The 26,041-nt window shown below is 63.2% G+C and carries 28 protein-coding genes; 18 read left to right on the top strand and 10 right to left on the bottom strand.

Going from position 1 to position 26,041, the window contains the following annotated elements; all coding sequences use genetic code 11:
* Positions 1 to 29: 29 nt before the first annotated feature.
* The 8 genes from EN874_RS10965 to EN874_RS10930 all read left to right on the top strand — a co-directional run bounded on the left by EN874_RS10965 (position 30) and on the right by EN874_RS10930 (position 4,894).
* A complete protein-coding gene (locus tag EN874_RS10965; RefSeq protein ID WP_127424791.1) occupies positions 30 to 464 on the top strand; it encodes a hypothetical protein in 435 nt (144 codons plus the stop codon).
* A gap of 25 nt (positions 465 to 489) precedes the next feature.
* Positions 490 to 1,083 carry a hypothetical protein gene (locus tag EN874_RS10960; RefSeq protein ID WP_127424790.1) on the top strand — a complete coding sequence of 198 codons (594 nt, stop codon included), beginning with the start codon at positions 490 to 492 and terminating at the stop codon, positions 1,081 to 1,083.
* A gap of 59 nt (positions 1,084 to 1,142) precedes the next feature.
* The gene (locus tag EN874_RS10955) at positions 1,143 to 1,748 is read left to right on the top strand and encodes a glutathione S-transferase family protein (protein WP_127424789.1); all 606 of its coding nucleotides are present in this window, start codon (positions 1,143 to 1,145) and stop codon (positions 1,746 to 1,748) included.
* On the top strand, positions 1,745 to 2,314 hold the full coding sequence (locus EN874_RS10950; protein WP_127424788.1) for an urease accessory protein UreE: 570 nt from the start codon (positions 1,745 to 1,747) through the stop codon (positions 2,312 to 2,314). Before EN874_RS10955 ends, EN874_RS10950 begins: the two co-directional genes overlap by 4 nt.
* Positions 2,307 to 2,978, top strand: a complete 672-nt coding sequence (locus EN874_RS10945) for an urease accessory protein UreF (protein ID WP_127425028.1) — start codon at positions 2,307 to 2,309, stop codon at positions 2,976 to 2,978. The genes EN874_RS10950 and EN874_RS10945 overlap by 8 nt, the downstream gene beginning before the upstream one ends.
* Positions 2,975 to 3,415: a DUF3995 domain-containing protein gene (locus EN874_RS10940; protein WP_127424787.1), complete on the top strand. Its 441-nt coding sequence runs from the start codon at positions 2,975 to 2,977 to the stop codon at positions 3,413 to 3,415. The genes EN874_RS10945 and EN874_RS10940 overlap by 4 nt, the downstream gene beginning before the upstream one ends.
* The gene (gene ureG, locus EN874_RS10935; RefSeq protein WP_127424786.1) at positions 3,412 to 4,044 is read left to right on the top strand and encodes an urease accessory protein UreG; all 633 of its coding nucleotides are present in this window, start codon (positions 3,412 to 3,414) and stop codon (positions 4,042 to 4,044) included. Before EN874_RS10940 ends, ureG begins: the two co-directional genes overlap by 4 nt.
* A gap of 82 nt (positions 4,045 to 4,126) precedes the next feature.
* Positions 4,127 to 4,894, top strand: coding sequence for a class II aldolase and adducin N-terminal domain-containing protein (locus tag EN874_RS10930; protein ID WP_127424785.1), 768 nt, complete (start codon positions 4,127 to 4,129; stop codon positions 4,892 to 4,894).
* A gap of 3 nt (positions 4,895 to 4,897) precedes the next feature.
* On the opposite strand, the gene EN874_RS10925 is transcribed toward EN874_RS10930, so the two are convergent.
* Positions 4,898 to 5,530, bottom strand: a complete 633-nt coding sequence (locus EN874_RS10925; protein ID WP_127424784.1) for an HAD family phosphatase — start codon at positions 5,528 to 5,530, stop codon at positions 4,898 to 4,900.
* A 203-nt stretch (positions 5,531 to 5,733) separates the two neighbouring features.
* Here EN874_RS10925 and EN874_RS10920 point away from each other — a divergent pair, with 203 nt between their 5' ends.
* Positions 5,734 to 6,693: a sugar-binding transcriptional regulator gene (locus EN874_RS10920; RefSeq protein WP_127424783.1), complete on the top strand. Its 960-nt coding sequence runs from the start codon at positions 5,734 to 5,736 to the stop codon at positions 6,691 to 6,693.
* 47 nt (positions 6,694 to 6,740) lie between these two features.
* Here the strand turns inward: EN874_RS10920 and EN874_RS10915 are convergent, their stop codons facing one another.
* Positions 6,741 to 6,917, bottom strand: coding sequence for a hypothetical protein (locus EN874_RS10915; RefSeq protein WP_348631815.1), 177 nt, complete (start codon positions 6,915 to 6,917; stop codon positions 6,741 to 6,743).
* A gap of 119 nt (positions 6,918 to 7,036) precedes the next feature.
* Between EN874_RS10915 and EN874_RS10910 the strand changes: the two genes are divergently transcribed.
* The 9 genes from EN874_RS10910 to EN874_RS10870 all read left to right on the top strand — a co-directional run bounded on the left by EN874_RS10910 (position 7,037) and on the right by EN874_RS10870 (position 17,021).
* The gene (locus EN874_RS10910; protein ID WP_127424781.1) at positions 7,037 to 7,945 is read left to right on the top strand and encodes a LysR substrate-binding domain-containing protein; all 909 of its coding nucleotides are present in this window, start codon (positions 7,037 to 7,039) and stop codon (positions 7,943 to 7,945) included.
* 169 nt (positions 7,946 to 8,114) lie between these two features.
* Positions 8,115 to 9,425, top strand: coding sequence for a sugar ABC transporter substrate-binding protein (locus tag EN874_RS10905; RefSeq protein WP_127424780.1), 1,311 nt, complete (start codon positions 8,115 to 8,117; stop codon positions 9,423 to 9,425).
* 140 nt (positions 9,426 to 9,565) lie between these two features.
* On the top strand, positions 9,566 to 10,438 hold the full coding sequence (locus EN874_RS10900; RefSeq protein ID WP_126086440.1) for a sugar ABC transporter permease: 873 nt from the start codon (positions 9,566 to 9,568) through the stop codon (positions 10,436 to 10,438).
* Positions 10,439 to 10,449: 11 nt separating this feature from the next.
* A complete protein-coding gene (locus EN874_RS10895) occupies positions 10,450 to 11,274 on the top strand; it encodes a carbohydrate ABC transporter permease (RefSeq protein ID WP_126086439.1) in 825 nt (274 codons plus the stop codon).
* A 43-nt stretch (positions 11,275 to 11,317) separates the two neighbouring features.
* On the top strand, positions 11,318 to 12,322 hold the full coding sequence (locus tag EN874_RS10890) for an ABC transporter ATP-binding protein (protein WP_127424779.1): 1,005 nt from the start codon (positions 11,318 to 11,320) through the stop codon (positions 12,320 to 12,322).
* Between the two features lie 10 nt (positions 12,323 to 12,332).
* Complete coding sequence (locus EN874_RS10885; RefSeq protein WP_127424778.1) at positions 12,333 to 13,103, top strand: L-iditol 2-dehydrogenase; 771 nt, start codon at positions 12,333 to 12,335, stop codon at positions 13,101 to 13,103.
* A gap of 156 nt (positions 13,104 to 13,259) precedes the next feature.
* A complete protein-coding gene (locus EN874_RS10880; RefSeq protein ID WP_127424777.1) occupies positions 13,260 to 14,738 on the top strand; it encodes a mannitol dehydrogenase family protein in 1,479 nt (492 codons plus the stop codon).
* A 16-nt stretch (positions 14,739 to 14,754) separates the two neighbouring features.
* Positions 14,755 to 15,438 (top strand): HAD family hydrolase, encoded by a 684-nt coding sequence (locus EN874_RS10875; protein ID WP_126086435.1) that lies wholly within the window; start codon positions 14,755 to 14,757, stop codon positions 15,436 to 15,438.
* On the top strand, positions 15,435 to 17,021 hold the full coding sequence (locus EN874_RS10870) for an FGGY-family carbohydrate kinase (RefSeq protein ID WP_127424776.1): 1,587 nt from the start codon (positions 15,435 to 15,437) through the stop codon (positions 17,019 to 17,021). The genes EN874_RS10875 and EN874_RS10870 overlap by 4 nt, the downstream gene beginning before the upstream one ends.
* A 74-nt stretch (positions 17,022 to 17,095) precedes the next feature.
* Here the strand turns inward: EN874_RS10870 and EN874_RS10865 are convergent, their stop codons facing one another.
* From EN874_RS10865 to EN874_RS10830, 8 genes are all read right to left on the bottom strand, one after another.
* Positions 17,096 to 18,634 carry a GNAT family N-acetyltransferase gene (locus EN874_RS10865; protein WP_127424775.1) on the bottom strand — a complete coding sequence of 513 codons (1,539 nt, stop codon included), beginning with the start codon at positions 18,632 to 18,634 and terminating at the stop codon, positions 17,096 to 17,098.
* A complete protein-coding gene (locus EN874_RS10860) occupies positions 18,609 to 19,391 on the bottom strand; it encodes a helix-turn-helix domain-containing protein (protein WP_127424774.1) in 783 nt (260 codons plus the stop codon). The genes EN874_RS10865 and EN874_RS10860 overlap by 26 nt, the downstream gene beginning before the upstream one ends.
* A gap of 155 nt (positions 19,392 to 19,546) precedes the next feature.
* Complete coding sequence (gene ugpC / locus EN874_RS10855; RefSeq protein WP_127424773.1) at positions 19,547 to 20,635, bottom strand: sn-glycerol-3-phosphate ABC transporter ATP-binding protein UgpC; 1,089 nt, start codon at positions 20,633 to 20,635, stop codon at positions 19,547 to 19,549.
* A 3-nt stretch (positions 20,636 to 20,638) separates the two neighbouring features.
* The gene (locus tag EN874_RS10850; RefSeq protein ID WP_127425027.1) at positions 20,639 to 21,685 is read right to left on the bottom strand and encodes an NAD(P)-dependent alcohol dehydrogenase; all 1,047 of its coding nucleotides are present in this window, start codon (positions 21,683 to 21,685) and stop codon (positions 20,639 to 20,641) included.
* Between the two features lie 14 nt (positions 21,686 to 21,699).
* Positions 21,700 to 22,527: a carbohydrate ABC transporter permease gene (locus EN874_RS10845; RefSeq protein ID WP_168247439.1), complete on the bottom strand. Its 828-nt coding sequence runs from the start codon at positions 22,525 to 22,527 to the stop codon at positions 21,700 to 21,702.
* Positions 22,524 to 23,390, bottom strand: coding sequence for a sugar ABC transporter permease (locus EN874_RS10840; protein ID WP_127424772.1), 867 nt, complete (start codon positions 23,388 to 23,390; stop codon positions 22,524 to 22,526). Before EN874_RS10840 ends, EN874_RS10845 begins: the two co-directional genes overlap by 4 nt.
* Before the next feature lie 164 nt (positions 23,391 to 23,554).
* Positions 23,555 to 24,829 (bottom strand): extracellular solute-binding protein, encoded by a 1,275-nt coding sequence (locus EN874_RS10835; protein ID WP_127424771.1) that lies wholly within the window; start codon positions 24,827 to 24,829, stop codon positions 23,555 to 23,557.
* Between the two features lie 231 nt (positions 24,830 to 25,060).
* The gene (locus tag EN874_RS10830) at positions 25,061 to 25,978 is read right to left on the bottom strand and encodes an AraC family transcriptional regulator (RefSeq protein ID WP_127424770.1); all 918 of its coding nucleotides are present in this window, start codon (positions 25,976 to 25,978) and stop codon (positions 25,061 to 25,063) included.
* Positions 25,979 to 26,041 lie beyond the last annotated feature (63 nt).

The raw sequence follows: 26,041 nt of genomic DNA, 5'->3' as shown, positions 1-26,041 counted from the left end.
GCTTGGTGCGCCACAAGGTTGGACGCACCATGAATGAACAGAAGAACTTGGCGTTGATTTTCAGGATGGGCGCGCTGCGGGAATATAATGGCGGCGTCGCCCCGGTCGTTATGCCGCTCGTTACATTGGAAGAGTACTTTGATGGGGCTGAAGGCGAGGCCGGATTGCTGTGCAACAGCTCGCAAGAGCCGGATAACGATGCGATTCTCGCGACATTCCAGTCGATACGAAAAAGACCCGAGGTTCACGACATTCGGATAGCTATCGTGCAGTGCGATGATGGAGAATGGCCGTTCTCGGACAAGGTTGTCATCACAACGCGCGCGAGCGAAGAAGACGTTATTGACTGGTTGCCGTCAGGATTCGAACCGGACGAAACCTGGGAGGCCGATGTGGATCACCTACCCACCGAGCAGATTGAAGTTCCAGCGGGCTACCGAAAGCTGTGGCTCTGGTATGACTGACCGCAACGATCGGGTCAGTTCATAGATGCCCACCGAAATCGCCTCTCCCCACGACATCTTTCCGCACATCCGCATCGTCATGGGCATGGTCATCGGCCTCGGCGTCACCAGATTGCTGTCCGGCGTCGCCCGCATCGTCCAGCATCCCGGCCAGTACAAGCTCTATCCCGTGCACCTCGCCTGGGTCGGCTCGGTGCTGTTGATGCTGGTGCATTTCTGGTGGTGGGAGTTCGGCCTCTACGCCATCCAGTCCTGGACCTTCGGAAAATACCTTTTCATCATCTTCTACGCCATCACGCTCTTCCTGCTCTGCGCGCTGCTGTTTCCGGATTCGATGCTCGATTACACCAGCTACGAGGACTATTTCTACTCGCGGCGCGCCTGGTTCTTCGGCCTGCTTGGCGCGACCTACCTGCTGGACGTCATCGACACTCTGCTCAAGGGCCCGGAGCATTTCGCCCGCTTCGGCAACGAATATCTCATCCGCACGCCGGTGTTCGTCGCGCTCTGCATCGCGGCAATATTGGTCCGCGACCGCCGCTTCCACATCGCCTTCGTCGCGGCCGCGCTGATCTATCAGATATCGTTCATCCTGCGGCTCTTCGACACCATCGTGTAACCGGCATTGGGTGGGCGGTCCGGATGGTCTAGGGTCGAGCAAAAAAGGCAGGTTCAACCATGTACAAGGCCGTCGGATCGCGAGGTTCCCGGGTCAGCCGCGTGCTCTGGATGCTCGAGGAGCTCGGGCAGCCCTACGAGTTCGTCGAGGTCAAGCTGCGCTCGCCGGAGGCCTACACGCTCAACCCTTCCGGCAAGGTGCCGATCCTGATCGACGGCGATCTGAAAATCACGGATTCGGCGGCGATCTGCGTCTACCTGGCGGACAAGCACGCCGATAAGGGCATGGGCGCCGATCCCGGCCTCGCCGGCCGCGCCGAGATGGATTCCTGGATGCATTTCGCCCAGAGCGAGCTGGAAGCGCCGCTGTGGAACAAGCTGCGCCACCGCTTCCTCTTACCCAAGGAGGTGCGGGTCGATGTCGGCCCGGCCGCCGCGCATGATTTCGCTTCGGAGGTGAAGGCGCTGGACCGACGGCTCGGCGACAAGCCGTTCGCGCTGGGCGAACGGTTCTCGGCCGTCGACGTGCTGCTCGGCGACATGGGCGGCTGGGCGCGCGCCGGCAGGTTTCCGATCGAGTCCGATCGGGTCAACGCTTACTTTGATCGAGTGCTTTCCCGTCCCGCCCGTGCGCGGGCGCAAGCTAATGGCGGAGCCATGAGATGAAGCTCAACATCAATACCGACTTCACCAAGTTTCCGCGCGCCGTCTCGGTGCTTCCTGCCGGCGAGGCATCGGCAGCCGCAGCCTACGACAAGGCAGTGCTGGCCCATGACGAACGGCATCTGCGCCGCCGTGCGATAGAGACGGCGGCAGGCGGCAGGGTGCTGGTCGACCTGCCCGAGCCGGTGGCGCTCGGCAATGGCGACCGGCTGGTGCTGGAAGATGGCCGGCAACTCGAGATCGTCGCCGCCCCGGAAGAGGTCTACGACATCCGCGCCCGCGACGCCGTGCATCTCGCCGAGCTTGCCTGGCACATCGGCAACCGCCATCTCGCGGCGGCGATCGAGGCGGACCGCATCCTGATCCTGCGCTACCATGTCATCAAGGCGATGCTGGAAGGGCTGGGCGCCACCGTGAGCGAGGTTTTGATGCCGTTCAACCCTGTGCGCGGCGCCTATTCTGGACATGGGCACGACCATGGCCATGATCACCATGGCCACGATCATCATGACCATGGCCACTCGCATGACCATCACCACCACGACGACCATCATCATCACCATGACTGACCAGCGGTCGCCCATAGCGCTGCTGCGGCTGATGGCCTGGCTGTCGCCGTCCTTTCCGGTCGGCGGTTTTTCCTACAGCCATGGCCTCGAACGCGCCGTGCATGACGGACTGATCGCCAATCGCCAGGATCTCGCCGACTGGCTGGAGACGCTGGTCGAGATGGGTTCCGGCTGGAACGATGCCGTGCTGTTCGCCGAAAGCTGGCGGCGCGCGCGTGACGGCGGCGATCTGATGGAAGTCGCCGCGCTCGCCGAGGCGCTTGCCAGCTCGCAGGAGCGGCACATGGAAACCATGCTGCAGGGCGCGGCCTTCCTCAAGGCGGCTTCCGCCTGGCCGTGTCCCGCGCTGGAGCGCTTGCCGGCCGAATGCGCCTACTGCGTTGCCGTCGGCGCCGTTGCCGGGAGCAACGGCATCGGCCTTGGCGATGCGCTGTCCGCCTTCCTGCAGGCCTTCTTCTCCAACCTCGTGCAGGCCGCGATCCGCCTCGGTATGGTAGGGCAGGTCGACGCAACGGCATTGTTAGCCGGCTTTGAGTCTTTGGCTCTTGCGACGGCCGACCGCGCCGCGAATTCTTCGCTCGACGATCTCGGCGGCGCAGCCTTGATGTCCGACATTATGGCGATGAAGCACGAAACCCAATATTCGCGTCTGTTCCGTTCATGATCATCCTTGCCTTCGTTCTCTCTTTCGTCCTGCTCCTCGTCACCACGCTGCACGTCTATTGGGGCATCGGCGGCATCTGGCCGGGCACGGATGCAAAATCCTGCGCTCACGCCGTCGTTGGTTTTCGCGGCGTCGACGAAATGCCCTCGCCGGTCGCGAGCTTTGCGGTCGGTGCGTGCCTGGCGCTCGCTACATTGTGGCCGCTGGCGCTCGAAGGCGTCTTCGCGGCGCCCTTTCCAAAGGAAGGGCTTGCCGCCACCGCATTGCTCATCGGCCTCGTCTTCCTTGGCCGCGGCATTGCCGGTTTCACACCCTGGTGGCGCCGGTTGACGCCGGAGCAGCCTTTCGCGCGGCTCGACCAGCGCTTCTATTCGCCGCTCTGCCTGGTGATCGGGCTGGGCTTCGCAATCCTTGCAATCTCGGAGTTCCCGACATGACTCAAGCCAACGGCCCTCTTCGCATCGGCATCGGCGGCCCTGTCGGCTCCGGCAAGACGACGCTGACCGAAAAGCTCTGCAAGGCGCTGCGCGACCACTTCTCGATCGCCGTCGTCACCAACGACATCTACACCAAGGAAGACGCCATGATGCTGGCGCGCCTGCAGGCGCTGCCGGAGGAGCGCATCGTCGGCGTCGAGACCGGCGGCTGCCCGCACACCGCCATCCGCGAGGACGCCTCGATCAACCTGCGGGCCATTGCCGAGCTGAACAGAAAGTTTCCCGACCTCGACATCGTCTTCATCGAATCCGGCGGCGACAATCTCGCGGCCACCTTCTCGCCGGACCTCGCCGATCTGACGCTCTACGTCATCTCGGTCTGCCAGGGCGAGGAGATCCCCAGGAAGGGCGGCCCGGCCATCACGCGTTCCGATTTCCTGATCATCAACAAGAGCGATCTGGCACCCTATGTGAACGTCAACCTCGACGTGATGGAAGCCGACGCCGCCCGCATGCGCGGCAAGCGGCCTTTCGGCTTTACCGACCTGTCGCGCAGCAAAGGCCTGCAGGAGGTGATCGACTTCATCGTCGAGCAGGGCGGGCTGCAGTCGGCGCAGCCTGCGGCCTGATCCACCGGCCGCCTGACCCACCAGTTTGCGGTTGCTGGCCGCCGCCATGCGCGGCATTCTTTGGAAAAACGGAGGATTGCCGATGAGTATCGCCCGCCTGCAGAAGGAAACGCTGACCAACCTTCCTTACTACGAGGAGCGCGTCGATCTCGCCGCCGCCTTCCGCTGGACGGCGCGGCTCAACATGCACGAGGCGGTGGCCAATCACTTCTCGCTGTCGGTCAACGAGGACGGCACGAGGTTCCTGATGAACCCGAACCAGGTGCATTTCTCGCGCATCAAGGCGAGCGACCTGCTCCTGATCAACGCCAACGATCCCGACACGCTATCAGGCCCCAACGCGCCGGACCCGACCGCCTGGGGCCTGCACGGCGCCATCCATCGCAACGTGCCGCACGCGCGCTGCGCCATGCATGTGCATTCGATCCACGCCACCGTGCTCGCTTCGCTGGCCGACTCGACGCTGCCGCCGATCGACCAGAACTCGGCCATGTTCTTCAACCGCCATGTCGTCGATGCGCATTATGGCGGGCTCGCCTTCGAGGAAGAGGGCGAGCGCTGCTCGCAGCTTCTGACCGATCCCAAGGTCAAGGTGATGGTCATGGGCAATCACGGCGTCATGGTCATCGGCGACACCGTCGCCGACGCCTTTAACCGCATGTTCTATTTCGAACGCGCCGCCGAGACCTATATCAAGGCGCTGTGGACCGGCCGACCGCTACGCACGCTCTCCGACGAGATCGCGGAAAAGACGGCGCGCGAGATGGACGACTATCCCGGCCAGGCCGAGCGCCATCTCGCCGAACTCAAGGCGATCCTCGACGAGGAAGAGCCGGCCTACCGGAGCTGAGACCTACAGTCCCAGCTTTTCCCGCAGCTCATCGGCGCTGCTGATGACGATCGCGCCGGGCGGCCCCTCCATCGGCGCCTCCGGCCAGAAGATTGTCTTCATGCCCGCAGCCAGCCCGGCCATGGCGCCGGTCACGCTGTCGTCGACCGCGACCGCATCGGCCGGATCGACGCCGGCGAGATAGGCGGCGCGCAGGAAGGGCTCCGCATGCGGCTTGCCTTGGCGCACGTCGTTGCGGCTCACCGTGTGCATGCCGGGATAGACGAGACCGACGGCGCTCAGATTGGCGTCGACGATCAGCCGGTCGGAATTGGACACCACGGCCTGCTCGACCCCCAGCGCCCGCAATTCGTTGAACACCTCGATCGCGCCGTGGCGCGGCCTCAGCGTCTCGGCCATCGGCAGGTAATGGTCGTATTTGCGCACGATCCAGTCGTCGAAGGGCAGCGCAAGGCCGAACTGGTCGCGCAGCATCTCGTAGACCGGCCATGCCGCGACGCCAAGCACCCGCTCATGCAGGTCGGTCGGCGGCGCGATGCCCACGCTGCGCAACGCGGCCACCAGCGCCGCCTCATGCAGCGGCTCGCTGTCGACCAGCGTTCCATCCATGTCCCAGAAAACCGCTTTCGGCGTCATGCAAGGCTCCTTTCGCCGATCCCATAATGCCTTTCCCCGCCGAGATAAACCGTCCCGCCGGCAAATGGTTGAAGCAAGGGCTGATTGGTCCATCCGTGACGGTTGATTCCCGCAAGCAATTGCCCTTTCAATTGACAATTGCGCACGGCCGCTTTCGCTGTAATCTAGAGCGCCCGCCAAAGCGCGGGCTGGGGAGGCAGGATGTGAACTCGCGACAGGAAACCGGCAGCACCAGGTTGGACGACGCCGCGCGCGCCGGCTGGCTCTACTATGTTGCCGGCAACACGCAGGACCAGATCGCCGCCAAGCTCGGCATTTCCAGGCAGACGGCGCAGCGGCTGGTGTCGCTGGCGATGTCGGAAGGCCTGATCAAGGTCCGCGTCGATCATCCGATCGCCAATTGCCTCGACCTTGCCGCGCGGCTGAAGTCGCGGTTCGCGCTCGACCTGGTCGAAGTTGTGCCGAGCGACCCGACCTCGTCCTCGACGACGATCGGCGTCGCCGAGGCGGCCGCGGCCGAGATCGAGCGGCGGCTGCGTTCGGCCGCGCCAATCGTCATGGCGATCGGCACCGGGCGCACGCTGAAGGCGGCGATCGAGCAGCTGCCGCCGATGGAGTGTCCGCAGCACAAGGTCGTATCCTTGACCGGCAACATTTCGCCCGACGGCTCGGCCGCCTTCTACAACGTCATCTTCACCATGGCCGACCGCGTCAAGGCGCGCTCCTTTCCGATGCCGCTGCCGGTCATCGCCTCCTCGCCGGAAGAGCGCGACATGCTGCTCAGCCAGCCGATGATCCAGCCGACGCTGGCGCTTGCCGCCGAGGCCGACGTCACCTTCGTCGGCATCGGCGATCTCGGCCCGAAGGCGCCGCTCTATGAGGACGGCTTCATTTCGGAAGTGGAGCTCAAGGCATTGCAGAAAGCCGGCGGCGTCGCCGAGATCGTCGGCTGGGTGTTCGACCGCGAGGGCCGCATGATCGAAGGCATCACCAACGACCGCGTGTCGTCCGCCGCCTTGCCGTCGCGCGAGAAATCGCTGGTCATTGCTTTGGCCATGGGCGAGCGCAAGCTGCCTGGGATCCTGGCCGCCGTGAACCGGCGGCTGGTCAATGGCCTGATCACCGATGAGCGGACGGCCGCGGCTCTTCTCGGCGGCGCATGACCCGGGCCGGCCCGCAAGGACCGCGCGCCGATAAAAAAGAGAGCCCGCTATTCGTAGCGTTCGCGCGGATCGTTGCCGTCGAGGAAACCCATGTCGCGCTGCAGATGCGGCGACAATTCCCGGATATCGACATAACCGCGCTTGCGGCTGGCGAACCATGAAAATTCACGCGCCAGCAGTGAAATCCAACTGCGTGCCGGGGTCGAAACGAATTTTTCCTGCATCGTGGTCATGATCGTCAGCCTTCGCCATGCTTGAACTGGATTGATCGTCGACCCCAAATATCGGGTTGGCGGCTTCGCGCTTCCAATTAAACCTCGATCATGACCCATAAGGAGGTTTTATGCCCGATCTGAGCTCCCCGCAGCTTGCGCCGCTGCCGCCGCTGCAGGCGATCCGGGTGTTCGAAGCCGTGGCCCGGCATCTCTCCTTCACCAGGGCAGCGCAGGAACTCGGCATGACCCAGGCCGCCGCGAGCTACCAGATCAAGCTGCTCGAGGAGCGCATCGGCGCGCCGCTGTTCCTGCGCCGTCCCAAGCAGATCGAGCTGACCGAGCCCGGCCGGCGCCTGGCGCCCGCAGTCAGCGAGGCCTTTGCCATCCTGGGGCAGGCCTACGCCGCCGCGCGTGGCGGCGCCGACGGCTTGCTGTGCGTAACCACCGTGCTGACCTTTGCCTCGAACTGGCTGGCGCAGCATCTGGGATCTTTCCAGCTTGCCCATCCCGCACTTGCCGTGCGGCTCGATACCTCGAGCCGACTGACCGATTTCGCGCGCGAGGATGTCGATCTCGCCATCCGCTCGGGCGGCGGCAAATGGCCGGGCCTGCAGGCGCACAAACTGCTCGACGCCGATTTCACGCCGATGCTGAGCCCAAAGCTTGCGGCGAGCATTGGCGGGGTCAAGCAGCCGGCGGATCTCTTGCGGCTGCCGATCCTCGATCCCGGCGATGTCTGGTGGACGCAATGGTTCGAGGCGGCCGCTGTCGCCAGGCATGACCTCGCCAGCCGGCCCGGCTCCAGCATGGGCGCGCAGGCCTACGAGGCGAATGCCGCGATGGCCGGCCACGGCGTGGCGATCCTGACCAGGGCGCTGTTCAAGGACGAGCTCGCCGATGGCCGCCTCATCCAGCCCTTCGACCTGGTCGGCGACGACGGCCATGCCTACTGGCTGGTCTATCCCACGGCCCGGCGCAACGTACCGAAGATCCGTGCCTTCCGCGACTGGATCCTCGCCGAGATCGCCTGCCAGTAGCCGGACACGGCAAACCAAACTCCAGGCCGGACTTCGCCGCGCCGCCCGACCGGTTGCGGCGTCGATTTGTGCTGCGCTGCAGCATCGATTCTGCTTGACATAATTCACACTTAGTGAGTAATTGCCCACAGCCAAGGCAAATGCTCATCTTGGTTTTAGGGAGGAATTGATGAAACTTCGCACGCTCACCCTGGGCTTGTTGTCGGCCAGCACGCTTGCGTTCGCCGCGCATGCCGAATCCATCACCATCGCCACCGTCAACAATGGCGACATGGTCCGCATGCAGAAGCTGACGGACGACTTCACCAAGGCTAACCCCGATATCCAGCTCAACTGGGTCACGCTTGAAGAGAACGTGCTGCGCGAGCGCGTCACCACCGACATCGCCACCAAGGGCGGCCAGTACGACGTCATGACCATCGGCACCTACGAGGTTCCGATCTGGGCCAAGCAGAGCTGGTTGCTGCCGCTCGACAAGCTCGGCGACGACTACGACGTCAAGGACATTATCCCGGCCATCGCCGGCGGCCTCTCGGTCGACGGCAAGCTCTATGCCGCGCCCTTCTACGGCGAAAGCTCCTTCGTCATGTACCGCAAGGACCTGATGGAGAAGGCCGGCCTCAAGATGCCCGACGCGCCGACCTGGGACTTCATCAAGCAGGCCGCCGACAAGATGACCGACCGCGCCAATGGCGTGAACGGCGTGTGCCTGCGCGGCAAGGCCGGCTGGGGCGAGAACATGGCCTTCCTCACCGCCATGTCTAACTCCTTCGGCGCCCGCTGGTTCGACGAGAACTGGAAGCCGCAGTTCGACCAGCCGGAATGGAAGAACACGTTGCAGTTCTATGTCGACCTGATGAAGGCCGACGGTCCCGAGGGCGCCTCGTCCAACGGCTTCAACGAGAACCTGGCGCTGTTCCAGCAGGGCAAGTGCGGCATGTGGATCGACGCCACGGTCGCGGCTTCCTTCGTCTCCGATCCGAAGGCCTCGCAGGTGGCCGACAAGGTCGGCTATGCGCTGGCGCCCGACAACGGCCTCGGCAAACGCGGCAACTGGCTGTGGGCATGGTCGCTCGCCGTCCCCGCCGGCACGAAGAAGGCGGACGCCGCCGAGAAGTTCGTGTCATGGGCAACCAGCAAGCACTATGCCGAGCTGGTCGCCTCGAAGGAGGGCTGGGCCAACGTTCCTCCGGGCACGCGCTCCTCACTCTACGCCAACCCGGAGTACCAGAAGGCGGCGCCCTTCGCGAAGATGACGCTGGACTCCATCAACGCCGCCGATCCGACGCATCCGACCGTCAAGCCGGTGCCCTATGTCGGCGTGCAGTTCGTAGCCATTCCTGAATTCCAGGGCCTCGGCACCACCGTCGGCCAGCTCTTCTCCGCCGCTCTTGCCGGGCAGTCGAGCGTCGACGACGCGCTGAAGCAGGCCCAGGACGCCGCCACCGCGGCGATGACCGAAGGCGGCTACATCAAGTAAGGCTCCTCCCGGTGCCGAACGCCGGTAGCGCATCATGACCGGCATTGGCCGCCCGAAACCCAGTTCGGGCGGCCACCTTCACAATCAGGAAAATTGTGGCACGACTCTAAGATCCGGCTGACATTTGGAGGGTGACCGTCATGGCTACTCAGCAAACCCGTTCGCTTGCCCGTTTCATGATGGCGCCCTCGGTGATCCTGCTGTTCATCTGGATGATCGTGCCGCTGGTCTTCACGATCTGGTTCTCGTTCCTCCAGTACAATCCGCTCAATCCGATCCGCGACGGGTTCGTCTGGTTCTCCAATTACAAGCTCTTCTACTCCAACCCGGCCTTCCTGCAGTCGATCCTCAACACGCTGACCATCGTCGTCAGCGTGCTGGTCATCACCGTGATCGGCGGCATCCTCCTGGCAATGCTGCTCGACCAGCCGATCTGGGGTCAGGGGTTCGTGCGCATCCTCGTGATCTCGCCGTTCTTCGTCATGCCGCCGGTGGCGGCGCTGGTCTGGAAGAACATGATCATGCACCCGCAATACGGCGTCTTCGCCGATATTGCCCGCTTCTTCGGCGCCAACCCCATCGACTGGTTCGGCCAGCACCCGCTGACGGCGGTCATCCTCATCGTCGCCTGGCAGTGGCTGCCCTTCGCCACGCTGATCCTGCTCACCTCGCTGCAATCGCTTGACGCCGAGCAGAAGGAGGCGGCCGAGATGGACGGCGCCGGCTTCATCAGCCGCTTCATCTACCTGACGCTGCCGCATATGTCGCGCGCCATCACCGTCGTCATCCTGATCCAGACGATCTTCCTGCTCTCGATCTATGCCGAGATCCTGGTCACCACCAATGGCGGCCCCGGCTACGCCTCCACCAACCTGCCCTTCCTCGTCTACCAGAAGGCGCTTTTGGAATTCAAAATCGGCCAGGCCTCCGCGGGTGGCGTCATCGCGGTCATTCTCGCCAACATCGTCGCCTTCTTCGTCATGCGCGCCGTCGGCAAGAACCTGGACAAGTAAGGGAGGATAGAATGGCACGCGCAGTCACCACCCAGCACAAGACGATCGCCACGGCCGCGGCCTGGATCGTCGCGCTTCTGATCTTCTTTCCGATCCTCTACACGATCATCACCTCCTTCAAGTCGGAGCAGGAGGCGATCCAGGGCTTCGCCCTGATCCCGTCCGGCACCACCGAAAGCTACGCGGAAGTCCAGGCGCAGAGCGGTTATTTCAAATTCTTCCTGAATTCGGTGATCCTGTCGGTGGGCTCGACCATCCTGGCTCTCGTCGTCGCGATACCGGCGGCATGGTCGATGGCCTTCTCGCCGACCAAGCGGACCAAGGACATCCTGATGTGGATGCTTTCCACCAAGATGATGCCGGCGGTCGCGGTGCTGTTCCCGATCTACCTGATCTTCCGCGACACCGGCCTGCTCGACAGCCGCATCGGCCTGACCGTGATGCTGATGCTGATCAACCTGCCGATCGTGATCTGGATGCTCTACACCTATTTCCGCGAGATCCCGGGCGAGATCCTCGAAGCGGCGCGCATGGACGGCGCCTCGCTGTGGAACGAGATCATCTATGTGCTGACGCCGATGGCGGTGCCGGGCATCGCCTCGACCATGCTCTTGAACATCATCCTGGCCTGGAACGAGGCGTTCTGGACGATTCGGCTGACCACCACCGATGCCGCGCCGCTTACCGCCTTCATCAGCTCTTTCTCCAGCCCGCAAGGCCTGTTCTGGGCCAAGCTTTCGGCGGCCTCGACGCTGGCGATCGCGCCGATCCTTATCATGGGCTGGTTCAGCCAGAAGCAGCTGGTGCGCGGCCTGACCTTTGGCGCCGTGAAGTAGCCGCGCGCGGCAGGCGGCGGACGACGAAATCCGGGAGGAAACCATGGGAAACATCACGCTCAAGAACGTCTCCAAATCCTTCGGGTCGACGACGATCATTCCGAACATCGACCTCAATATCGAGGACGGCGAGTTCGTCGTGTTCGTCGGCCCGTCGGGTTGCGGCAAGTCCACGCTGCTCAGGCTGATCGCCGGTCTGGAGGACACCAGCGGCGGCACCATCAGCATCGACGGCCGCGACGTCACCGGCGAGGCGCCGGCCAAGCGCAAGCTTGCCATGGTCTTCCAGTCCTACGCGCTCTACCCGCATATGACGGTCGCCAAGAACATCGCCTTCCCGCTGAAGATGGCGGGCGAGGACAAGGCGACCATCGACAAGAAGGTCAAGGACGCCGCGCGTGTCTTGAACCTCACCAACTATCTCGAGCGCCGACCCGGCCAGCTCTCTGGCGGTCAGCGCCAGCGTGTCGCCATCGGTCGCGCCATCGTGCGCCAGCCTTCGGCCTTCCTGTTCGACGAGCCGCTGTCGAACCTCGACGCAGCGCTGCGCGGCACCATGCGGCTGGAGATCAGCGAGCTGCACCATCAGCTGCAGACGACGATGATCTATGTCACCCACGACCAGGTCGAGGCCATGACCATGGCCGACAAGATCGTCGTGCTCAACGCCGGCAACATCGAGCAGGTCGGCTCGCCGATGGAGCTCTACCGCACGCCGAGGAACCTTTTCGTCGCCGGCTTCATCGGCTCGCCCAAGATGAACCTGATCGAGGGCGCGCCGGCGGACAAATATGGCGCCAAGACCATCGGCATCCGGCCCGAGCATATCAACATCTCGACCACGGCCGGCGACTGGAAGGCGACGGTCGGCGTTGCCGAGCATCTCGGCTCCGACACCTTCCTGCACGTCCAGACGGACGGCATCGGCACCATCAATGTGCGCGCCGACGGCGAGGTCGCCGTGAAGCATGGCGACACCGTCTATCTGACGCCCGACAGGTCCAAGCTCCATCGCTTCGGCGCCGATGGCAAGGCGCTGGCCCAGTGAGGACGGCAAAGTGAGGCTGAAGGGCAAATCGGCGCTGATCACCGGATCGGCGCGCGGCATCGGCAGGGCTTTCGCCGAGGCCTACGCGCGCGAAGGTGCGACCGTGGCGATTGCCGACATCAACCTGGAACTGGCGGAAACGACCGCGAAGGCGATCGGTCCGGCAGCCCATGCGGTCAAGCTCGACGTCACCGACCAGGCCTCGATCGACGCAGCGGTGAAGGCGGTCGAGGCCAGGAGTGGCGGCCTCGACATCCTGATCAACAACGCCGCGCTGTTCGATCTGGCGCCCATCGTCGAGATCAGCCGGGCAAGCTATGACAGGCTGTTCTCCGTCAATGTCGCCGGCACGCTGTTCATGCTGCAGGCGGCGGCCCGCTCGATGATCGCGCGTGGCAAGGGCGGCAGGATCATCAACATGGCGAGCCAGGCCGGGCGCCGCGGCGAGGCGCTGGTAGCGGTCTACTGCGCCACCAAGGCGGCGGTCATCTCGCTCACCCAGTCGGCCGGGCTGGACCTCATCAAGCACCGCATCAACGTCAACGCCATCGCGCCGGGCGTCGTCGACGGCGAGCATTGGGACCACGTCGATTCGCTGTTCGCCAAGTACGAGAACCGGCCGAAGGGCGAGAAGAAGAGGCTCGTCGGCGAAAGCGTGCCTTACGGCCGCATGGGCACGGCGGAGGATCTGACCGGCATGGCGGTTTTCCTCGCCAGCGACGAGGCCGAATACATTGTCGCCCAGACCTACAATGTCGACGGCGGCCAATGGATGAGTTGAGGGGGAAGGCGCGCCTCCCTTCCTCCAGGGAGGACGCGCTGAGGGGCAGGTGAGGGGCAGCAAGCCGGCAAACCGGATGCCGCCCCTCACCGCTCGCCCCAGGCGGGTGAATTGGCGTGGATCGTTGGGCTGCATATCGGCCAAAGGGTAAGCAAGATGACCGTGAAACTCTCTTCCTCGAACCTCGCAAAGCTTCCCTCGAAGGTTTCCGGTCCGAAATACGATCGCGCCGCGCTGAAGGCCGGGATCGTGCATTTCGGCGTCGGCAACTTCCACCGCTCGCACCAGGCCGTCTATCTCGACGACCTGTTCAATTCGGGACTGGGCCACGACTGGGCGCTGATCGGCGCCGGCGTGTTCGAGGGCGAAAAAGTCGGGCGCTCGAAGCTGGAGGAACAGGACTGGCTGACCACCGTGGTCGAGCAGGACCAGGGCCATATGAGCGCCCGCGTCACCGGCGCCATGATCGATTTCCTGACGCCCGGCGATGCGGCCGCGGTGATCGAGCAGCTCGCCGACCCGGCGATCAAGATCGTCTCGCTGACCATCACCGAAGGCGGCTATTTCATCGACCCGGCCTCGGGCAAGTTCAACCCGGCCCATCCGGATATCGTGGCCGATGCTCAGCCGGGCGCGGCGCCGAAGACCGTCTTCGGCATCATCCTTGCCGGGCTGGTGCGCCGGCGCGCTGACGGTATCGTGCCCTTCACCGTCATGTCCTGCGACAACATCCCTCACAACGGCCACGTCACCTCCGATGGCGTCATCGGCCTTGCCCGCCTCATCGACGAGGATCTGGCCGATTGGGTGAGGGACAAGGTCGCTTTTCCGAACGGCATGGTCGATCGCATCACGCCGGCCACCACCGACCGCGAGCGCGGCATCCTGGCGAGCGATTTCGGGCTCGAGGACAACTGGCCGGTCTTCTGCGAGCCGTTCAAGCAATGGGTTCTGGAGGACCATTTCACCGCCGGCCGGCCGCCGCTCGAAAAGGCCGGCGTGCAGTTCGTCAAGGATGTCTCGCCTTACGAGCTGATGAAGATCCGCATTCTCAACGGCGGCCACGCGACCATCGCCTATCCGGCCGGGCTGATGGACATCCATTTCGTCCATGAGGCGATGCAGGAGCCGCTGGTGCGCGGCTTCCTTGCCAAGCTGGAGCGCGACGAGATCATCCCGACGGTGCCGCCGGTGCCCGACACGGTGCTGGAGGACTATTACCAGCTCATCGAACGCCGCTTCTCCAATCCGAAGATCGGCGACACCATCCGCAGGCTCTGCCTCGACGGCTCCAACCGGCAGCCGAAATTCATCATCCCGACCATTGCCGACCGGCTGAAGGCGGGCAAAGACGTTGCGGGTCTGGCGCTGGAATCGGCGCTCTGGTGCCGCTACTGCTTCGGCACCACCGACAGCGGCGCCGTCATCGAGCCGAACGATCCGAGCTGGGACCGCACGCAGGCGACCGCCAGTGCCGCGAAGGATGCGCCCGGCGCCTGGCTTGCCATGGACGACATCTATGGCGATGTCGGCCGTTCGCCCGTCTTCGCGCAAGCCTTTGCCCATGCGCTCGACGTGCTCTGGGCCAACGGCGCGCGCGAAACCTTGACGCGCTATCTCGCCGGCAAGCTCTGAGCCTCCACGCGAAACCATGACGCCCGAACTGGTCATCTTCGACTGCGACGGCGTGCTGGTCGACAGCGAGGCGCTCTCGGTCTCGGCGCTGCTCGGCATGATTGAGCTCGCCGGCGGCACGGTCAGCGAGGATGCCGCCTACGAGCACTTCCTCGGCAAGAGCATGAAGAGCGTGCGCGAGATCCTCGGCCGCGAGTTCGGGCTGGAGATCAGCGACCGGCATCTGACCGCCATGCGCGTCGACCTGATGCGCAAGTTCCGCGAGGAATTGAAGCCGATCCCCGGCATCAGGGAGATCCTGCCAAGGCTTGGCCTGCCCTATTGCGTCGCCTCTTCCGGCACGCTGGAGCGCATCCGCTACGCCCTCGACGTCACCGGCCTGCTGGGCCTGCTGGAGCCGCATCTGTTCAGCGCCGCCATGGTCAAGCGCGGCAAGCCGGCGCCGGATCTCTTCCTCCACGCCGCCGCCATCATGCGCGCCAAACCGCGCAAATGCCTGGTCATCGAGGACAGTCCGGCCGGCATCGCAGCGGCGCGCGCCGCGGGCATGCGCGTCTTTGCCTTCACCGGCGGCTCGCACGCCGACAACCCCGCATTGAAGGCGCGGCTTGCGTCGACCGAACCGGACTTTATATTCGCTGACATGCTGCAATTGCCCGATCTGATTGCAGGCCTGGGAGCGAGAGTAAAAGCATCTTGACGACGAGTTTCGTTTGCGCGGTCGATGTCGGCACCGGGAGCGCTCGCGCGGGCATTCTCGACTCGCATGGCAATCTGCTCGGCCGCGCCGATCGGCCGATCGCCATGCACCAGCCCAGGCCCGATCACGCCGAGCACGATTCGGAAAATATCTGGTCGGCCGTCTGTGCTGCCGTGCGCGCCGCGCGCGAGAAGGCGAACGTCGCCGCCGCCGATATCGTCGGCATCTCCTTCGACGCCACCTGCTCGCTCGTGGTGCGAAACGGCCAGGGCGGCCAGCTCAGCGTCTCCGTCACCGGCGAGAGGCGCTGGGACACCATCGTCTGGCTCGATCACCGCGCCATCGCCGAGGCCGACGAATGCACCAGAAGCGGCCATGCCGTGCTCGATTACATCGGCGGCGTGATGTCGCCGGAAATGGAAACGCCGAAGCTGATGTGGCTGAAGCGCAACCTGCCCGGAACCTGGAACGAAGCCGGCTATCTGTTCGACCTTGCCGATTTCCTGACCTGGAAGGCGACCGGCTCGCTCGCCCGCTCGCAATGCACGCTGACGGCCAAATGGACCTATCTGGCGCATGAGGAGACCAGCTGGCGGCGCGATTTCTTCGAGCTCGTCGGCCTTGGCGATCTTTTCGAACACGGCAATCTTCCGGAAAAGGCGAGCCCGGTCGGCGCCGATATCGGCCCGCTGACGGCGCAAGCCGCCGCCGAGCTCGGCCTGACCGGAAATTGCCGGGTCGGCGCAGGCGTCATTGACGCCTATGCCGGCGCGCTCGGGGTGCTCGGCGGTTTTGCCGGCGACGAAAGCGATATCAGCCGCCATCTGGCGCTGATTGCCGGCACCTCGTCCTGCGTCATGGCGATGTCGCAGGATCCGCAGCCTTTCGCCGGCGTCTGGGGCCCTTATTTTGGCGCCGCTCTGCCGAGGCTATGGCTGTCCGAAGGCGGCCAGTCGGCCACCGGCGCGCTGCTCGACCACATCATCCGCTGGCATGGCGCCGGCGGCGAGCCGGATGCGGCCATGCATGCCAGGATCGCCAGGCGTGTCGCCGAGCTGCGCGCCGCGGAGGGCGATGCGCTGGCGGCGCGGCTGCATGTGCTGCCGGATTTCCATGGCAACCGCTCGCCGCTCGCCGACCCGCATGCGGTCGGCGTGGTCAGCGGGCTGACGCTCGATTCCTCCTTCGACAGCCTGTGCAAGCTCTACTGGCGCACCGCTGTCGGCATCGCGCTTGGCGTGCGCCACGTGCTGGAGGCGCTGAACGAGAACGGTTACCTGATCGACACCCTGCACGTCACCGGGGGCCACACCAAGAACCCGCTCTTGATGGAGCTCTATGCCGACGCCACCGGCTGCACCGTCATCGAGCCGCTGGCCGACGAGGCGGTGCTGCTCGGCACCGGCATGGTGGCGGCCACCGCCGCCGGGCTTTACCCGGATCTGAACGCGGCTTGCGTCGCCATGCAGCAGGGCGGCAGGACTCGCCCCTCGAACCCCGCCGCAGGCGCCCGCTTCGACCGCGACTACCGCATTTTCCTCGAGATGCACCGGCAGCGCCGGGCGCTGGATGCGATAGGGTAAATCAGACAGTGTCCGGCCCTCAGCGGTTCAGTCCTTTCACGAAAACGATGCACTGTTCTATCGCCGCCAACCTTCTACGTCTGAAATCCGAGATTCGCTCGATTGAGCAAGCGCTGCAGCAGATCGCTCGTCAGCGAATAGATCGATTGCTGCGGGTTCCGCTTTATCACCCCAATTGAGCGTAACTCGCGGATATCAATCGGCGGATCGATATACGCGACGAGCAAGTAATTGATCACCTTCACCGGGTCCTCTGGTGTGGCTTCCCAAGCGGCCAGCTCTTGTTCGCTGTAAACTGATCGACCGCCCGTTAGCTGCATCAGATCGCGTGTTGACTTAGCCGATTCTACGCTCTCCAGAACCCCGACGGCTGTCATGGCTTGGGATGGTGGTTCCTTTGACGCACTTTTATAGAAAAATAGTACCGACCCGGCCTCACCGAGGTTTGAGGGGGCGCGGCACAAATAGACTTTTCGAATAGTATTTCCCGGCCTCGTAGGTCTCTCCGCGCGAGAAGCCCCCGAGAAGAGATCGGGCTGGCGGGGATTCCAAAGGTCTGGATATAGAATGTCGTGATAGCTTTCCTTGATAGGTATGCCGAACCCTTTGACTTGATCGGTCACGAGGAAGCGCGGATATGCCTTACGAGAAACGTCAAAGACGGAAGCAGTGCCATCAGGAAGCAGCTTGGCTGACGAAAAGCCACGCTCGTAGATCAATTCCCCGTTGCCTTTAGTGCCTGCGTTGCGAAAACCGTAAAACTCAAGCAAGTTTCTGAGTGCTGCCTGGTCTTCATAGGTTGTGAGATACGCAAGTTCATAGCTGTTGGTCTGGGCGTACCAGAGGACCTGCTTAAGCAAGAGTTCTCCGAGTTTCACACCTCGCTTCTCTGGCGACACCTTGAAGGTGCAGATCTTAAGAATCTTTCCGGCCTTGGTAACTGCGTCGGTATCCAGTCCGTCCTCGTCCTTGCGGACAATCAATCCGGCCAGTTCATCGTCATCATAAACGACCCAGCAGCGGCGGCGCTGCCTGACACATTTGTACCGCCACGAATCATCAAACTCGGGATAACCATCGCGGAGGCTATCAAAGAACGTATCCTCGTGATCGATAGTATGAGCATCGACCTCTGCCACATGGCGAATTGGAACCTTCTTTGGCTCGTAGGTCTGGGTCAGAAGGTCTGCGGCGTCTCCGACAAATAGGACTCGTCGCGCTAGATCGGGGGAATGTCTTTGTGCCCTCTCGTGCAGCCCCCTGTCCTGAGAGACGAGAAAATCCACGACTCCGATCTGCAACGCGTGCAGCAAGGTTGCATCGACAACATCGTTTGGCTTCTTGAGCGGCCCAAACGCAGCTTCAAGTTCCGGATCGGTAAGTCCGCGCCTTTTATTTAAAACCCGGTACTTGGCGATCTTGCTAAGCGAAATTCTGCGCCGGTTGGCGTCTTTATCTCTTGCGATGTCATCGCGAGCCACCTCGTGAACATAAACATCAACCTTGTGGGCAGCAGCAAGGCTTGAGAACTTGGCGTAGGCCGCTTCGACAGCGCGGTAGTCTTCAAGCCCTATCAGTATGTTCGTATCAATTAGATACGATTGCTGGCTCATGTTTCAGGGCCTTTCGCAAGTCGCGGCTTGCATACAAAAATGACTGCGGCGGCTCGAAACCAAATCTGTGACGAAGTTCATCCAAAGGCACAGGGCGTGAGAACGCGCGTATGTCGTCAAAAAGAAGGACGCATCCGAAGTCAAGGCCTTCAAAATATTTGCGGAACTCTTCACGCCCAATCGAAGCAGCCTCCTCAAAATCAGCCCAAATTTGATCAACAGGCAGTTTTAGAACACTCTTGATTTCAGTCATGCCAACCATGGCGCGTATGGGGGAAGTTGCATAGATATAAGCTATCGTGCCGCCTGGAGCAGATAGGGGGAAACGGCGGCGCAATTCAACAGTTTTGCGGCCCTCTATTATTTTCTCTGAATACTGCGGCCTAATCGACAAGACAACATCGCGCTGCGGCCGAAATGGTTCGTCATCAAGAAGTGGAAAAACCAGTTGATCATCATGGCCGCATTCGGCGTCAAAAGCGTCCAGCAGGTGGAGTGCAACAGGCATATCTGATGGAAAGACTGCATCTACGCGGAGTGAAGCGCCAAGAGCCTCAACATACCGCTTAACTGTAGACAGATAAACCTCGCCGCCCTTTTCCATTTTCGAGACGGCAGCTTGTTGAACATTCAGTCGGCTCGCCATCTCCTCCTGGGTTAGGCCGGAAAGAAGTCTAAGGCGGCGCAGATCGACGCTATCGCCGCGTGATTTGGCACTCGCTGACGCCTTGATAACTCTTCCCGCCAGTTTGCCCATTTTGCTACCTGTGATTCGTGGTGAAAACCGCCCAGTATTCCATACAAGGAATATCTGAGATTGCTACCGCGATTTCCTGGAACGCTTAGGTCTGCTGACAGTGGCGGCCGATGAAATTTGGGGCAAAAACTTCCCCCGAAGCCAGCGACAAGCCCCTATCGTTTCAGTAACGATGCGCCCGTCGTCGCGTCGAACAGATGGATGCTTTCTTCGTCGAACGTGTAACGCACGGGCGCGCTGAGGTCCGGGCATTCGCGGGCCGGCACCAGCGCGCTGATTTCCTTGCCGCCCGAGCCGAAGGTCACCAGCGCGTCATTGCCGTGGAATTCGATGAGATCGGCCGTGCCCAGCAAAAGCTTGCTGCCCGCATTGTTGCTTGCCGTCTTCAGGTCCGGGGGCCGGATGCCCAAGACGGCGCGGTCGCCATGCTGCAGATGGAATCCCCCGCCCTCGATCGGAAGCACCGTCCCAGCGCCGTTCAGCGTCCACCCGTTCTCTGCCCGACTGACCGTCACCTCGATGAAATTCATGTTCGGCGTGCCGATGAAGCCGGCCACGAACATATTGCCGGGACGGCGATAGATCTCCGCCGGCGAGCCGATCTGCTCGATCACGCCGTCCTTCAGGAGCACGATGCGATCGGCCAAAGTCATCGCCTCGAGCTGGTCGTGGGTGACATAGACGGTCGTGGTCTTCAGCGACTGGTGCAGCCTGGCGATCTCGACCCGCATATGGTTGCGCAGCTTGGCGTCGAGGTTGGACAGCGGCTCGTCGAACAGGAACACTTTCGGCGTCTTGATCATGGCGCGCGCGATCGCCACGCGCTGCTGCTGGCCGCCGGAGAGCTCGGTCGGCTTGCGGCCGAGATAGGGTTCGAGTCCGAGCGTTCTGGACACCGCCTCGACCCGTTTCCCGATCTCGGCGGCCTGCACCTTCTGCCGCCTCAGCCCGAAGGCGATGTTGTCGAAGATCGTCATATGCGGATAGAGCGCGTAGTTCTGGAACACCATGGCGATGCCGCGGTCGCCTGGGTCGAGATCGTTCACCACCTTACCGCCGATCGAAACCTCGCCGCCGCTGATGTCCTCCAGCCCGGCCAGCATCCGGAGCAGGGTGGATTTGCCGCAGCCCGACGGGCCGAGGAACACGACGAATTCGTGCTCCTCGATCGAGAGGTTGAGATCGCGGATGACGGTTGTGGCGCCATAGGCCTTGTCGACATGGGAGCAAACGATCGCCGACATCCCTTATCCCTTCTCGCCGGTGAGCAGGATCTGCAGCTTGACGTCCTGCGGGTTGCCGGCAGCCGCCCGCTCGAACGCCTTGATGCTGTCCGGGAAATCATAGGTGCCAGTGATCAGCGGCTTGAGATCGACCTTGCCGGAGGCGATGAGCTGCAGGGCGCGGTCGAAGATGTTGGCGTAGCGGAACACGGTCTCGATGCGCACTTCCTTGGAGATCGCCGCCGGCACGTCGAGGCTGACCGGCTCCACAGGCAGCCCGACCAGCACCGCCGCGCCGCCCGGACGCACGATGTCGAACAGATCGGCGAAGGCTTTCGGGTTGCCGCTCGCCTCGAAGATGATGTCGGCGCCCCAACCGTCGGTCGCGGCCCGTACAGATTCGACCAGCGACCGCTCGCCGATGTTGATCGGCACGATGCCTGGATAGCGCGCCGCGATTTCCAGCTTGGGAGCGGAAAAGTCGGAGATCAGCACCTTCGAGCAGCCTCCGGCCAGGGCGGCGAGCGCGATCATGATTCCGATCGGCCCGCAACCGACAACGACGGCGATATCGCCGGGCACGATACGGGCGCGCGTCGCCGCCTGCATGCCGATGGCGAAGGGTTCGACCATGGCTCCTTCGGCAAAGGAGACATTGTCCGGCAATTTGTAGGTGAAGGCCGCCGGATGCACCGCATAAGGCGCAAGCACGCCATGCACCGGCGGCGTGGCCCAGAAGCGGACATCCGGATCGACATTGTAGATGCCGAGCTTCGTCGCGCGCGACGACAAGTTCGGCACGCCGGGCTCCATGCAGACGCGGGCGCCCACTTTCAGGCTCGTGACGTTGGCGCCGGTCTCCACGATCGTTCCCGACGCTTCGTGGCCGAGCACCATCGGAGCGCGCACGATATAGCTGCCGATGGCGCCGTGGGTGTAGTAATGCACGTCGCTGCCGCAGACGCCGACGGTATGGATTTCGATCCTGACGTCGTCCGGCCCGACGTCGAGCGGCAACGCGATCTCGCGCAGCGACAGTTCGCCTTTTTTCTCAAGCACCAGTGCCCGCATCGGGTATCCTCGCATCAACTTTTCTTTTGCCGGAAAACGGAATTTAGGAAGCCGCTGAGCACGCCGAGGAACAGCAGCGGCGGCAGCGACAGAAGCACGACCGAAGCGTTGAGGATCCCCCACGGCACGTTCATGCCTTGCTGCGAGAGCTCTGAAGCCACGATCGGCAGCGTCTTGGCGTTGGAGCTCGACAGCATCAGCGCGATCAGGAACTCGTTCCAGACCAGCACGAAGCTGAACGCGATGGCGCCTATCAGCGAACGCGCCGCAACGGGGAGCGCGATGCGCCAGAACACCGAATAGGCGCCGTAGCCGTCGACGAAGGCCGCTTCCTCGATCTCCTTCGGCACGGCCTGGAAGGCGGGGATCGCCAGCCACATGATCACCGAGATGGTGAGCAGCGAATAGGTGACGATCAAAGCCGGCAAAGTGTCGTAGAGTCCGACCTGCAGCCAGATCACCATCAGCGGAATGGCGACCGCCACCGGCGGCAGGAAGCGCAGCGACAGCACGAAGAACTGGATGTCGCCGGCGAAGCGATTGGGATAGCGCGCCACCGCATAGGCCGCCGGCAGCCCTAGCGCGACGCCGATCAGCACGGCGCTGCCGCAGGCGACGACCGAGTTGTAGAGGCCGGTCAGCACGCTGTCGCGGCCGAGTATGTAGCCGATGTTGGCAAGCGTTGGCGAAAACACCAGGCGCGGCACGCGCGTGATGATGTCGACATTGTTCTTCAGCGCATTGAGCGCGGTCCAGACCAGCGGGAACACGGCCAGGAACCCGGCCAGCGCCAGTATGGCCTTGGCGATCACGCGGCCCGGTCTTATCCGATATGACTTCATGCCTGCACCCGCTTCCAGAGCATGGTGAAGGTGATGACGGTGGCGATCATCATCAGCACCGCCATGGCGGAGGCGTAGGAGACCTTGCCGGATTCGATGAAGCCTTGCGAGAAGGCATACATGTCGAGCGTTTCGGTCGCGACGCCCGGCCCGCCGCGCGTCATCACATAGATGAGGTCGAAGGAGCGCAGCGACTCGATCATCTTGACGAACATCAGGCTGATCAGCGGCGCCTTCAGCATCGGCAAGGTGACATAGGCGTGGATCTGCCAACGCTTGGCGTGGTCGAGCCTGGCCGCCTCGATCGGCTGCGGCGGCAAGGTTTCCAAGAGCTTCAGCACGATCACCGCGAAGAACAGCCCCCATTGCCACACATCGACCGACGCGACGGCGAACAGGGCGGTCGAGGCCTTGGACAGCGGATCGAAGATCAGCCCGCCGGTGACGAGCCGGTAGGGATAGGTGGCGATGCCGTAGAGCGGGTGATAGGCGAACTTCCACACGAAAGCGGCCGAGACGCGCGGCAACAGCACCGGGATGATGAACAGCAGGCAATAGAAATTGCGCAGCCGCGGCGATGCGACCTCGAACATCAGGACGCCGAGTCCGATCGCCACCACCATCGTCGCCACGACCGTGACGATCTCCCATTTCACCGACACCCCGACGGCATTGAGGAAGCGGCGATCGAGAAACAAATCGGCGAAATTCGAGAACCAGACCCAGGAATAGCCCGGCGTGCTGAGCTCCCGGTTCTGCAGCGCGATCACGATGGCGTAGAGCGTCGGCACCGTCGACAGCACCAGCAGGATGGCCAGCGTCGGAACGAGAAACGTGACCGGCAGAAAGGAGCGTCGGCGCATTGCCTATCCTCGGGGTATCGGAGCAATTCCAGGAAAAGCGTGACGCGGTTTTCCGTCCGTAATTGCTTTAAAAACAAAGAGATCGTATCGCTGGCGTGGACCCGCGGCGCACGGGTCCCGGCATTCCGACGAATGCCGGCGACCGCGCGCCACGGGTTGGAGGATTACTTCTTCTTCGCCAGCTCGTTGGCATAGGCCTCGAGTTCGTTGAGGCCGCCCTTGATGTCGGTGCGGGTGCCGGTGACCAGCTCCTCGAGGATGATGCCCCAGCGGTCGCCAAGATCGGGCCAGCGCGGATCCTGCCAGAAGTTCACCGCCGTGACCTTGCCGGTCTCGGCAAGCGCCTGGCCGAGATCGGCGCCGTAGATGTCGGCGAATTCCTTGCTGGAGAGCACGCTGGTGCGGTTGAGCTCGCCGAACTGATGCGCGTCGAGCCGGCGCTTCTCGTTCTCCTTCGACGTCGCCCAGGCGATGAACAGGCCGGCGCACTTCTTCGCGGCGTCGTCCGCATTGGCCTTGGTGCCGATGGCGAGCCCGTGGCCGTAGCCGCCGCCGGGCAGCGGCGAGGGCGGCGGCAGGAAGCCGACCTCGCCGACCACCTGCGAGGTCTTCGGGTCTACCGCCATGCCCGACAGCGGTGTCGATTCGACGAGTATGGCGACCTGGCCGGACAGGAAGGCGCCGGTCGATTCATCCCAGCTGCCGGTCTGCGTGCCGGGAGCGGAGTCCTTGAACAGCTTGAGATAGGTTTCGGTCGCCTTCACGGCCGCGTCCGAATTGAAAGCCGGCTTGTCGCCGTCGAACCACTTGCCGCCATAGGCCTTGAAGAACGGCATCCAGCGCCAGACATTGGCGCCCGAGCCGCGCGCGCCGCGCAGCGCGATGCCGTACATGCCCTTGTCGGCATTGGTCAGCTTCGGCACGTCGGCGATCAGCTCGTCCAGCGTCTTCGGCGGCTGGATGCCGGCGGCCTCCAGCACATCCTTGCGGTAGACCATCAGGTCGCCGCCGCCGGTCAGCGGCGCGAACCAGACCTTGCCGTCATAGGTGGCGACCTTCTGGCGGCCCGGATCGAAATCGGCGAAATCGTATTCAGCCGGGTAATAGTCGGTTAGCGGCGCGATCCAGCCGGACGACGCGAACAGCGCGACATTGGCCTCGTCGACATAGTAGACGTTGTAGTTGCCGACAGTGGAGGCGTCGGCGCGCGACTTGGCGCGACGGTCGTTCTCGTTGAGGTAGTCGATCTGGAAGGACGCGCCGGAGAGCTTCTTGAACTCGTCCTTGGAGTCTTCCAGAAGCGTCAGCCCGTCGCGTGGCTGCGCCAGCACCTTGACCGGGGCCGAGCAGACCGGCGCCTGCGCAATGGCCGCGGTTGAAACGGAAGCGGTAAGCACGAACGCTGCGCCGAGGCTGGCAGCAAGCCGATGTGATCTCATTGATTTTTCTCCTCCAGGAACATTCGCAGGAAGCGGAGGTTCTCGGGCTAAGCGACCCTCACCGTCACCCGGGTGACCTGCCACCCGTCGCCAAAATGAGGAGTTGCAAGGAGCGAGACTAGAAGCCCCGTTGCATCGGACCTGTACTTTTATGCATTGTGCGGCGCAAAAAACGGGGAAGGCAGAGTCTGCTCGTCACACGAGTATCAGGAGAGCCGGTTCCGGATGCGATCAGGCCCGCATGGTCCGGCGTTGCCGCGACAGCTTGCGGTAGGATGACGGCGTCATCTTGTGCTTGCGCAGGAAGGCCCGGTTGAAATTCGAGATGTTCATGTAGCCGACCTGGAAGCAGATATCGGTGATCGGGATCTCGGTATCGGCAAGCAGCTTGCAGGCCTGCCAGAGCCTGAGCTTCGCAAGATGGTCGCTGAAGGAGTTGCCGGTGTTCTTCTGGAAGAAACGCGAGAACGTGCTCTCGCTCATGCCGGCGAGTTTCGCCACATCCGGCAGCTTCAAATCCTCGGCGAAATGCTGGAACAGATAGGTCAGCGAACGCTGGATGATGTCCAGCGACTCGGCGTCGAGAAGCGGGGAAAAGTCAGGTGACGACAACAGCTCGTATTCGTCGGTGGTGGCCAAAAGGTCGAGCAGTTCGAGGAACATGCGGAGCCTTGCCAGCCCATGCACCTCCCCCATTCGTTCCATCAGCTCGGCGCCGTCCAGCGCCGTCTGGCCATGGAAGACCATGCCGCGCAGCGAGCGCTCCAGGAACGGCTCCAGCTCGCGCAGTTCCGGCAGCAGCCCGGCCGACCCGCGCAGCCGCTCGGGATCGAACTGCAGGACGATGTCGCGGCCCTCGATCAGCTCGCCGGGCTGCACCGCCGTCACCCAGTCGTGCGGCAGCCCTCCGCCGACGATGGTGAGGTACCCCGGCGCGAACTCGCCGATATGGTCGCCGACCAGCACCACGCCGGAGGATTTCCTGAGCAGATGGATCTCGTATTCCGGATGGAAATTCCAGACATTGCGCTCCCACGGATAGTCGTCTAGCCGCCACAGGAAGCTGTCGCTTGCCTCGGTGACGATGTGCTCGAAGGCGGGCACCGTTCGCGGGATCGCGGCCGTGTTCTTTCTGCGCCTGAACGGCATCCATTTCCTCCCGGCAGGTCCGCCGGCTGCACATGCTTGGCATCCGTACCAGCCCAGGGCCGG

Source organism: Mesorhizobium sp. M1D.F.Ca.ET.231.01.1.1 (assembly GCF_003999155.2).
In the GTDB taxonomy this organism is placed as follows: Bacteria; Pseudomonadota; Alphaproteobacteria; order Rhizobiales; family Rhizobiaceae; genus Mesorhizobium.
The sequence above is the reverse complement of the archived record's forward strand: the minus strand, read 5'-3'. Positions and strand labels throughout refer to the sequence as shown.

Bases quoted from the DNA above. Each gene is read 5' to 3' on its own strand.
- EN874_RS10830 (WP_127424770.1), bottom strand. From the start codon at position 25,978: ATGCCGTTCAGGCGCAGAAAGAACACGGCCGCGATCCCGCGAACGGTG.
- EN874_RS10895 (WP_126086439.1), top strand. From the start codon at position 10,450: ATGGCACGCGCAGTCACCACCCAGCACAAGACGATCGCCACGGCCGCG.
- EN874_RS10955 (WP_127424789.1), top strand. From the start codon at position 1,143: ATGTACAAGGCCGTCGGATCGCGAGGTTCCCGGGTCAGCCGCGTGCTC.
- EN874_RS10910 (WP_127424781.1), top strand. From the start codon at position 7,037: ATGCCCGATCTGAGCTCCCCGCAGCTTGCGCCGCTGCCGCCGCTGCAG.
- EN874_RS10940 (WP_127424787.1), top strand. From the start codon at position 2,975: ATGATCATCCTTGCCTTCGTTCTCTCTTTCGTCCTGCTCCTCGTCACC.
- EN874_RS10845 (WP_168247439.1), bottom strand. From the start codon at position 22,527: ATGAAGTCATATCGGATAAGACCGGGCCGCGTGATCGCCAAGGCCATA.
- EN874_RS10945 (WP_127425028.1), top strand. From the start codon at position 2,307: ATGACTGACCAGCGGTCGCCCATAGCGCTGCTGCGGCTGATGGCCTGG.
- EN874_RS10860 (WP_127424774.1), bottom strand. From the start codon at position 19,391: ATGGGCAAACTGGCGGGAAGAGTTATCAAGGCGTCAGCGAGTGCCAAA.
- EN874_RS10900 (WP_126086440.1), top strand. From the start codon at position 9,566: ATGGCTACTCAGCAAACCCGTTCGCTTGCCCGTTTCATGATGGCGCCC.
- ureG (WP_127424786.1), top strand. From the start codon at position 3,412: ATGACTCAAGCCAACGGCCCTCTTCGCATCGGCATCGGCGGCCCTGTC.
- EN874_RS10850 (WP_127425027.1), bottom strand. From the start codon at position 21,685: ATGCGGGCACTGGTGCTTGAGAAAAAAGGCGAACTGTCGCTGCGCGAG.
- EN874_RS10890 (WP_127424779.1), top strand. From the start codon at position 11,318: ATGGGAAACATCACGCTCAAGAACGTCTCCAAATCCTTCGGGTCGACG.
- EN874_RS10835 (WP_127424771.1), bottom strand. From the start codon at position 24,829: ATGAGATCACATCGGCTTGCTGCCAGCCTCGGCGCAGCGTTCGTGCTT.
- EN874_RS10950 (WP_127424788.1), top strand. From the start codon at position 1,745: ATGAAGCTCAACATCAATACCGACTTCACCAAGTTTCCGCGCGCCGTC.
- EN874_RS10925 (WP_127424784.1), bottom strand. From the start codon at position 5,530: ATGACGCCGAAAGCGGTTTTCTGGGACATGGATGGAACGCTGGTCGAC.
- EN874_RS10915 (WP_348631815.1), bottom strand. From the start codon at position 6,917: ATGCAGGAAAAATTCGTTTCGACCCCGGCACGCAGTTGGATTTCACTG.
- ugpC (WP_127424773.1), bottom strand. From the start codon at position 20,635: ATGTCGGCGATCGTTTGCTCCCATGTCGACAAGGCCTATGGCGCCACA.
- EN874_RS10840 (WP_127424772.1), bottom strand. From the start codon at position 23,390: ATGCGCCGACGCTCCTTTCTGCCGGTCACGTTTCTCGTTCCGACGCTG.
- EN874_RS10905 (WP_127424780.1), top strand. From the start codon at position 8,115: ATGAAACTTCGCACGCTCACCCTGGGCTTGTTGTCGGCCAGCACGCTT.
- EN874_RS10965 (WP_127424791.1), top strand. From the start codon at position 30: ATGAATGAACAGAAGAACTTGGCGTTGATTTTCAGGATGGGCGCGCTG.
- EN874_RS10930 (WP_127424785.1), top strand. From the start codon at position 4,127: ATGAGTATCGCCCGCCTGCAGAAGGAAACGCTGACCAACCTTCCTTAC.
- EN874_RS10880 (WP_127424777.1), top strand. From the start codon at position 13,260: ATGACCGTGAAACTCTCTTCCTCGAACCTCGCAAAGCTTCCCTCGAAG.
- EN874_RS10960 (WP_127424790.1), top strand. From the start codon at position 490: ATGCCCACCGAAATCGCCTCTCCCCACGACATCTTTCCGCACATCCGC.
- EN874_RS10875 (WP_126086435.1), top strand. From the start codon at position 14,755: ATGACGCCCGAACTGGTCATCTTCGACTGCGACGGCGTGCTGGTCGAC.
- EN874_RS10865 (WP_127424775.1), bottom strand. From the start codon at position 18,634: ATGAGCCAGCAATCGTATCTAATTGATACGAACATACTGATAGGGCTT.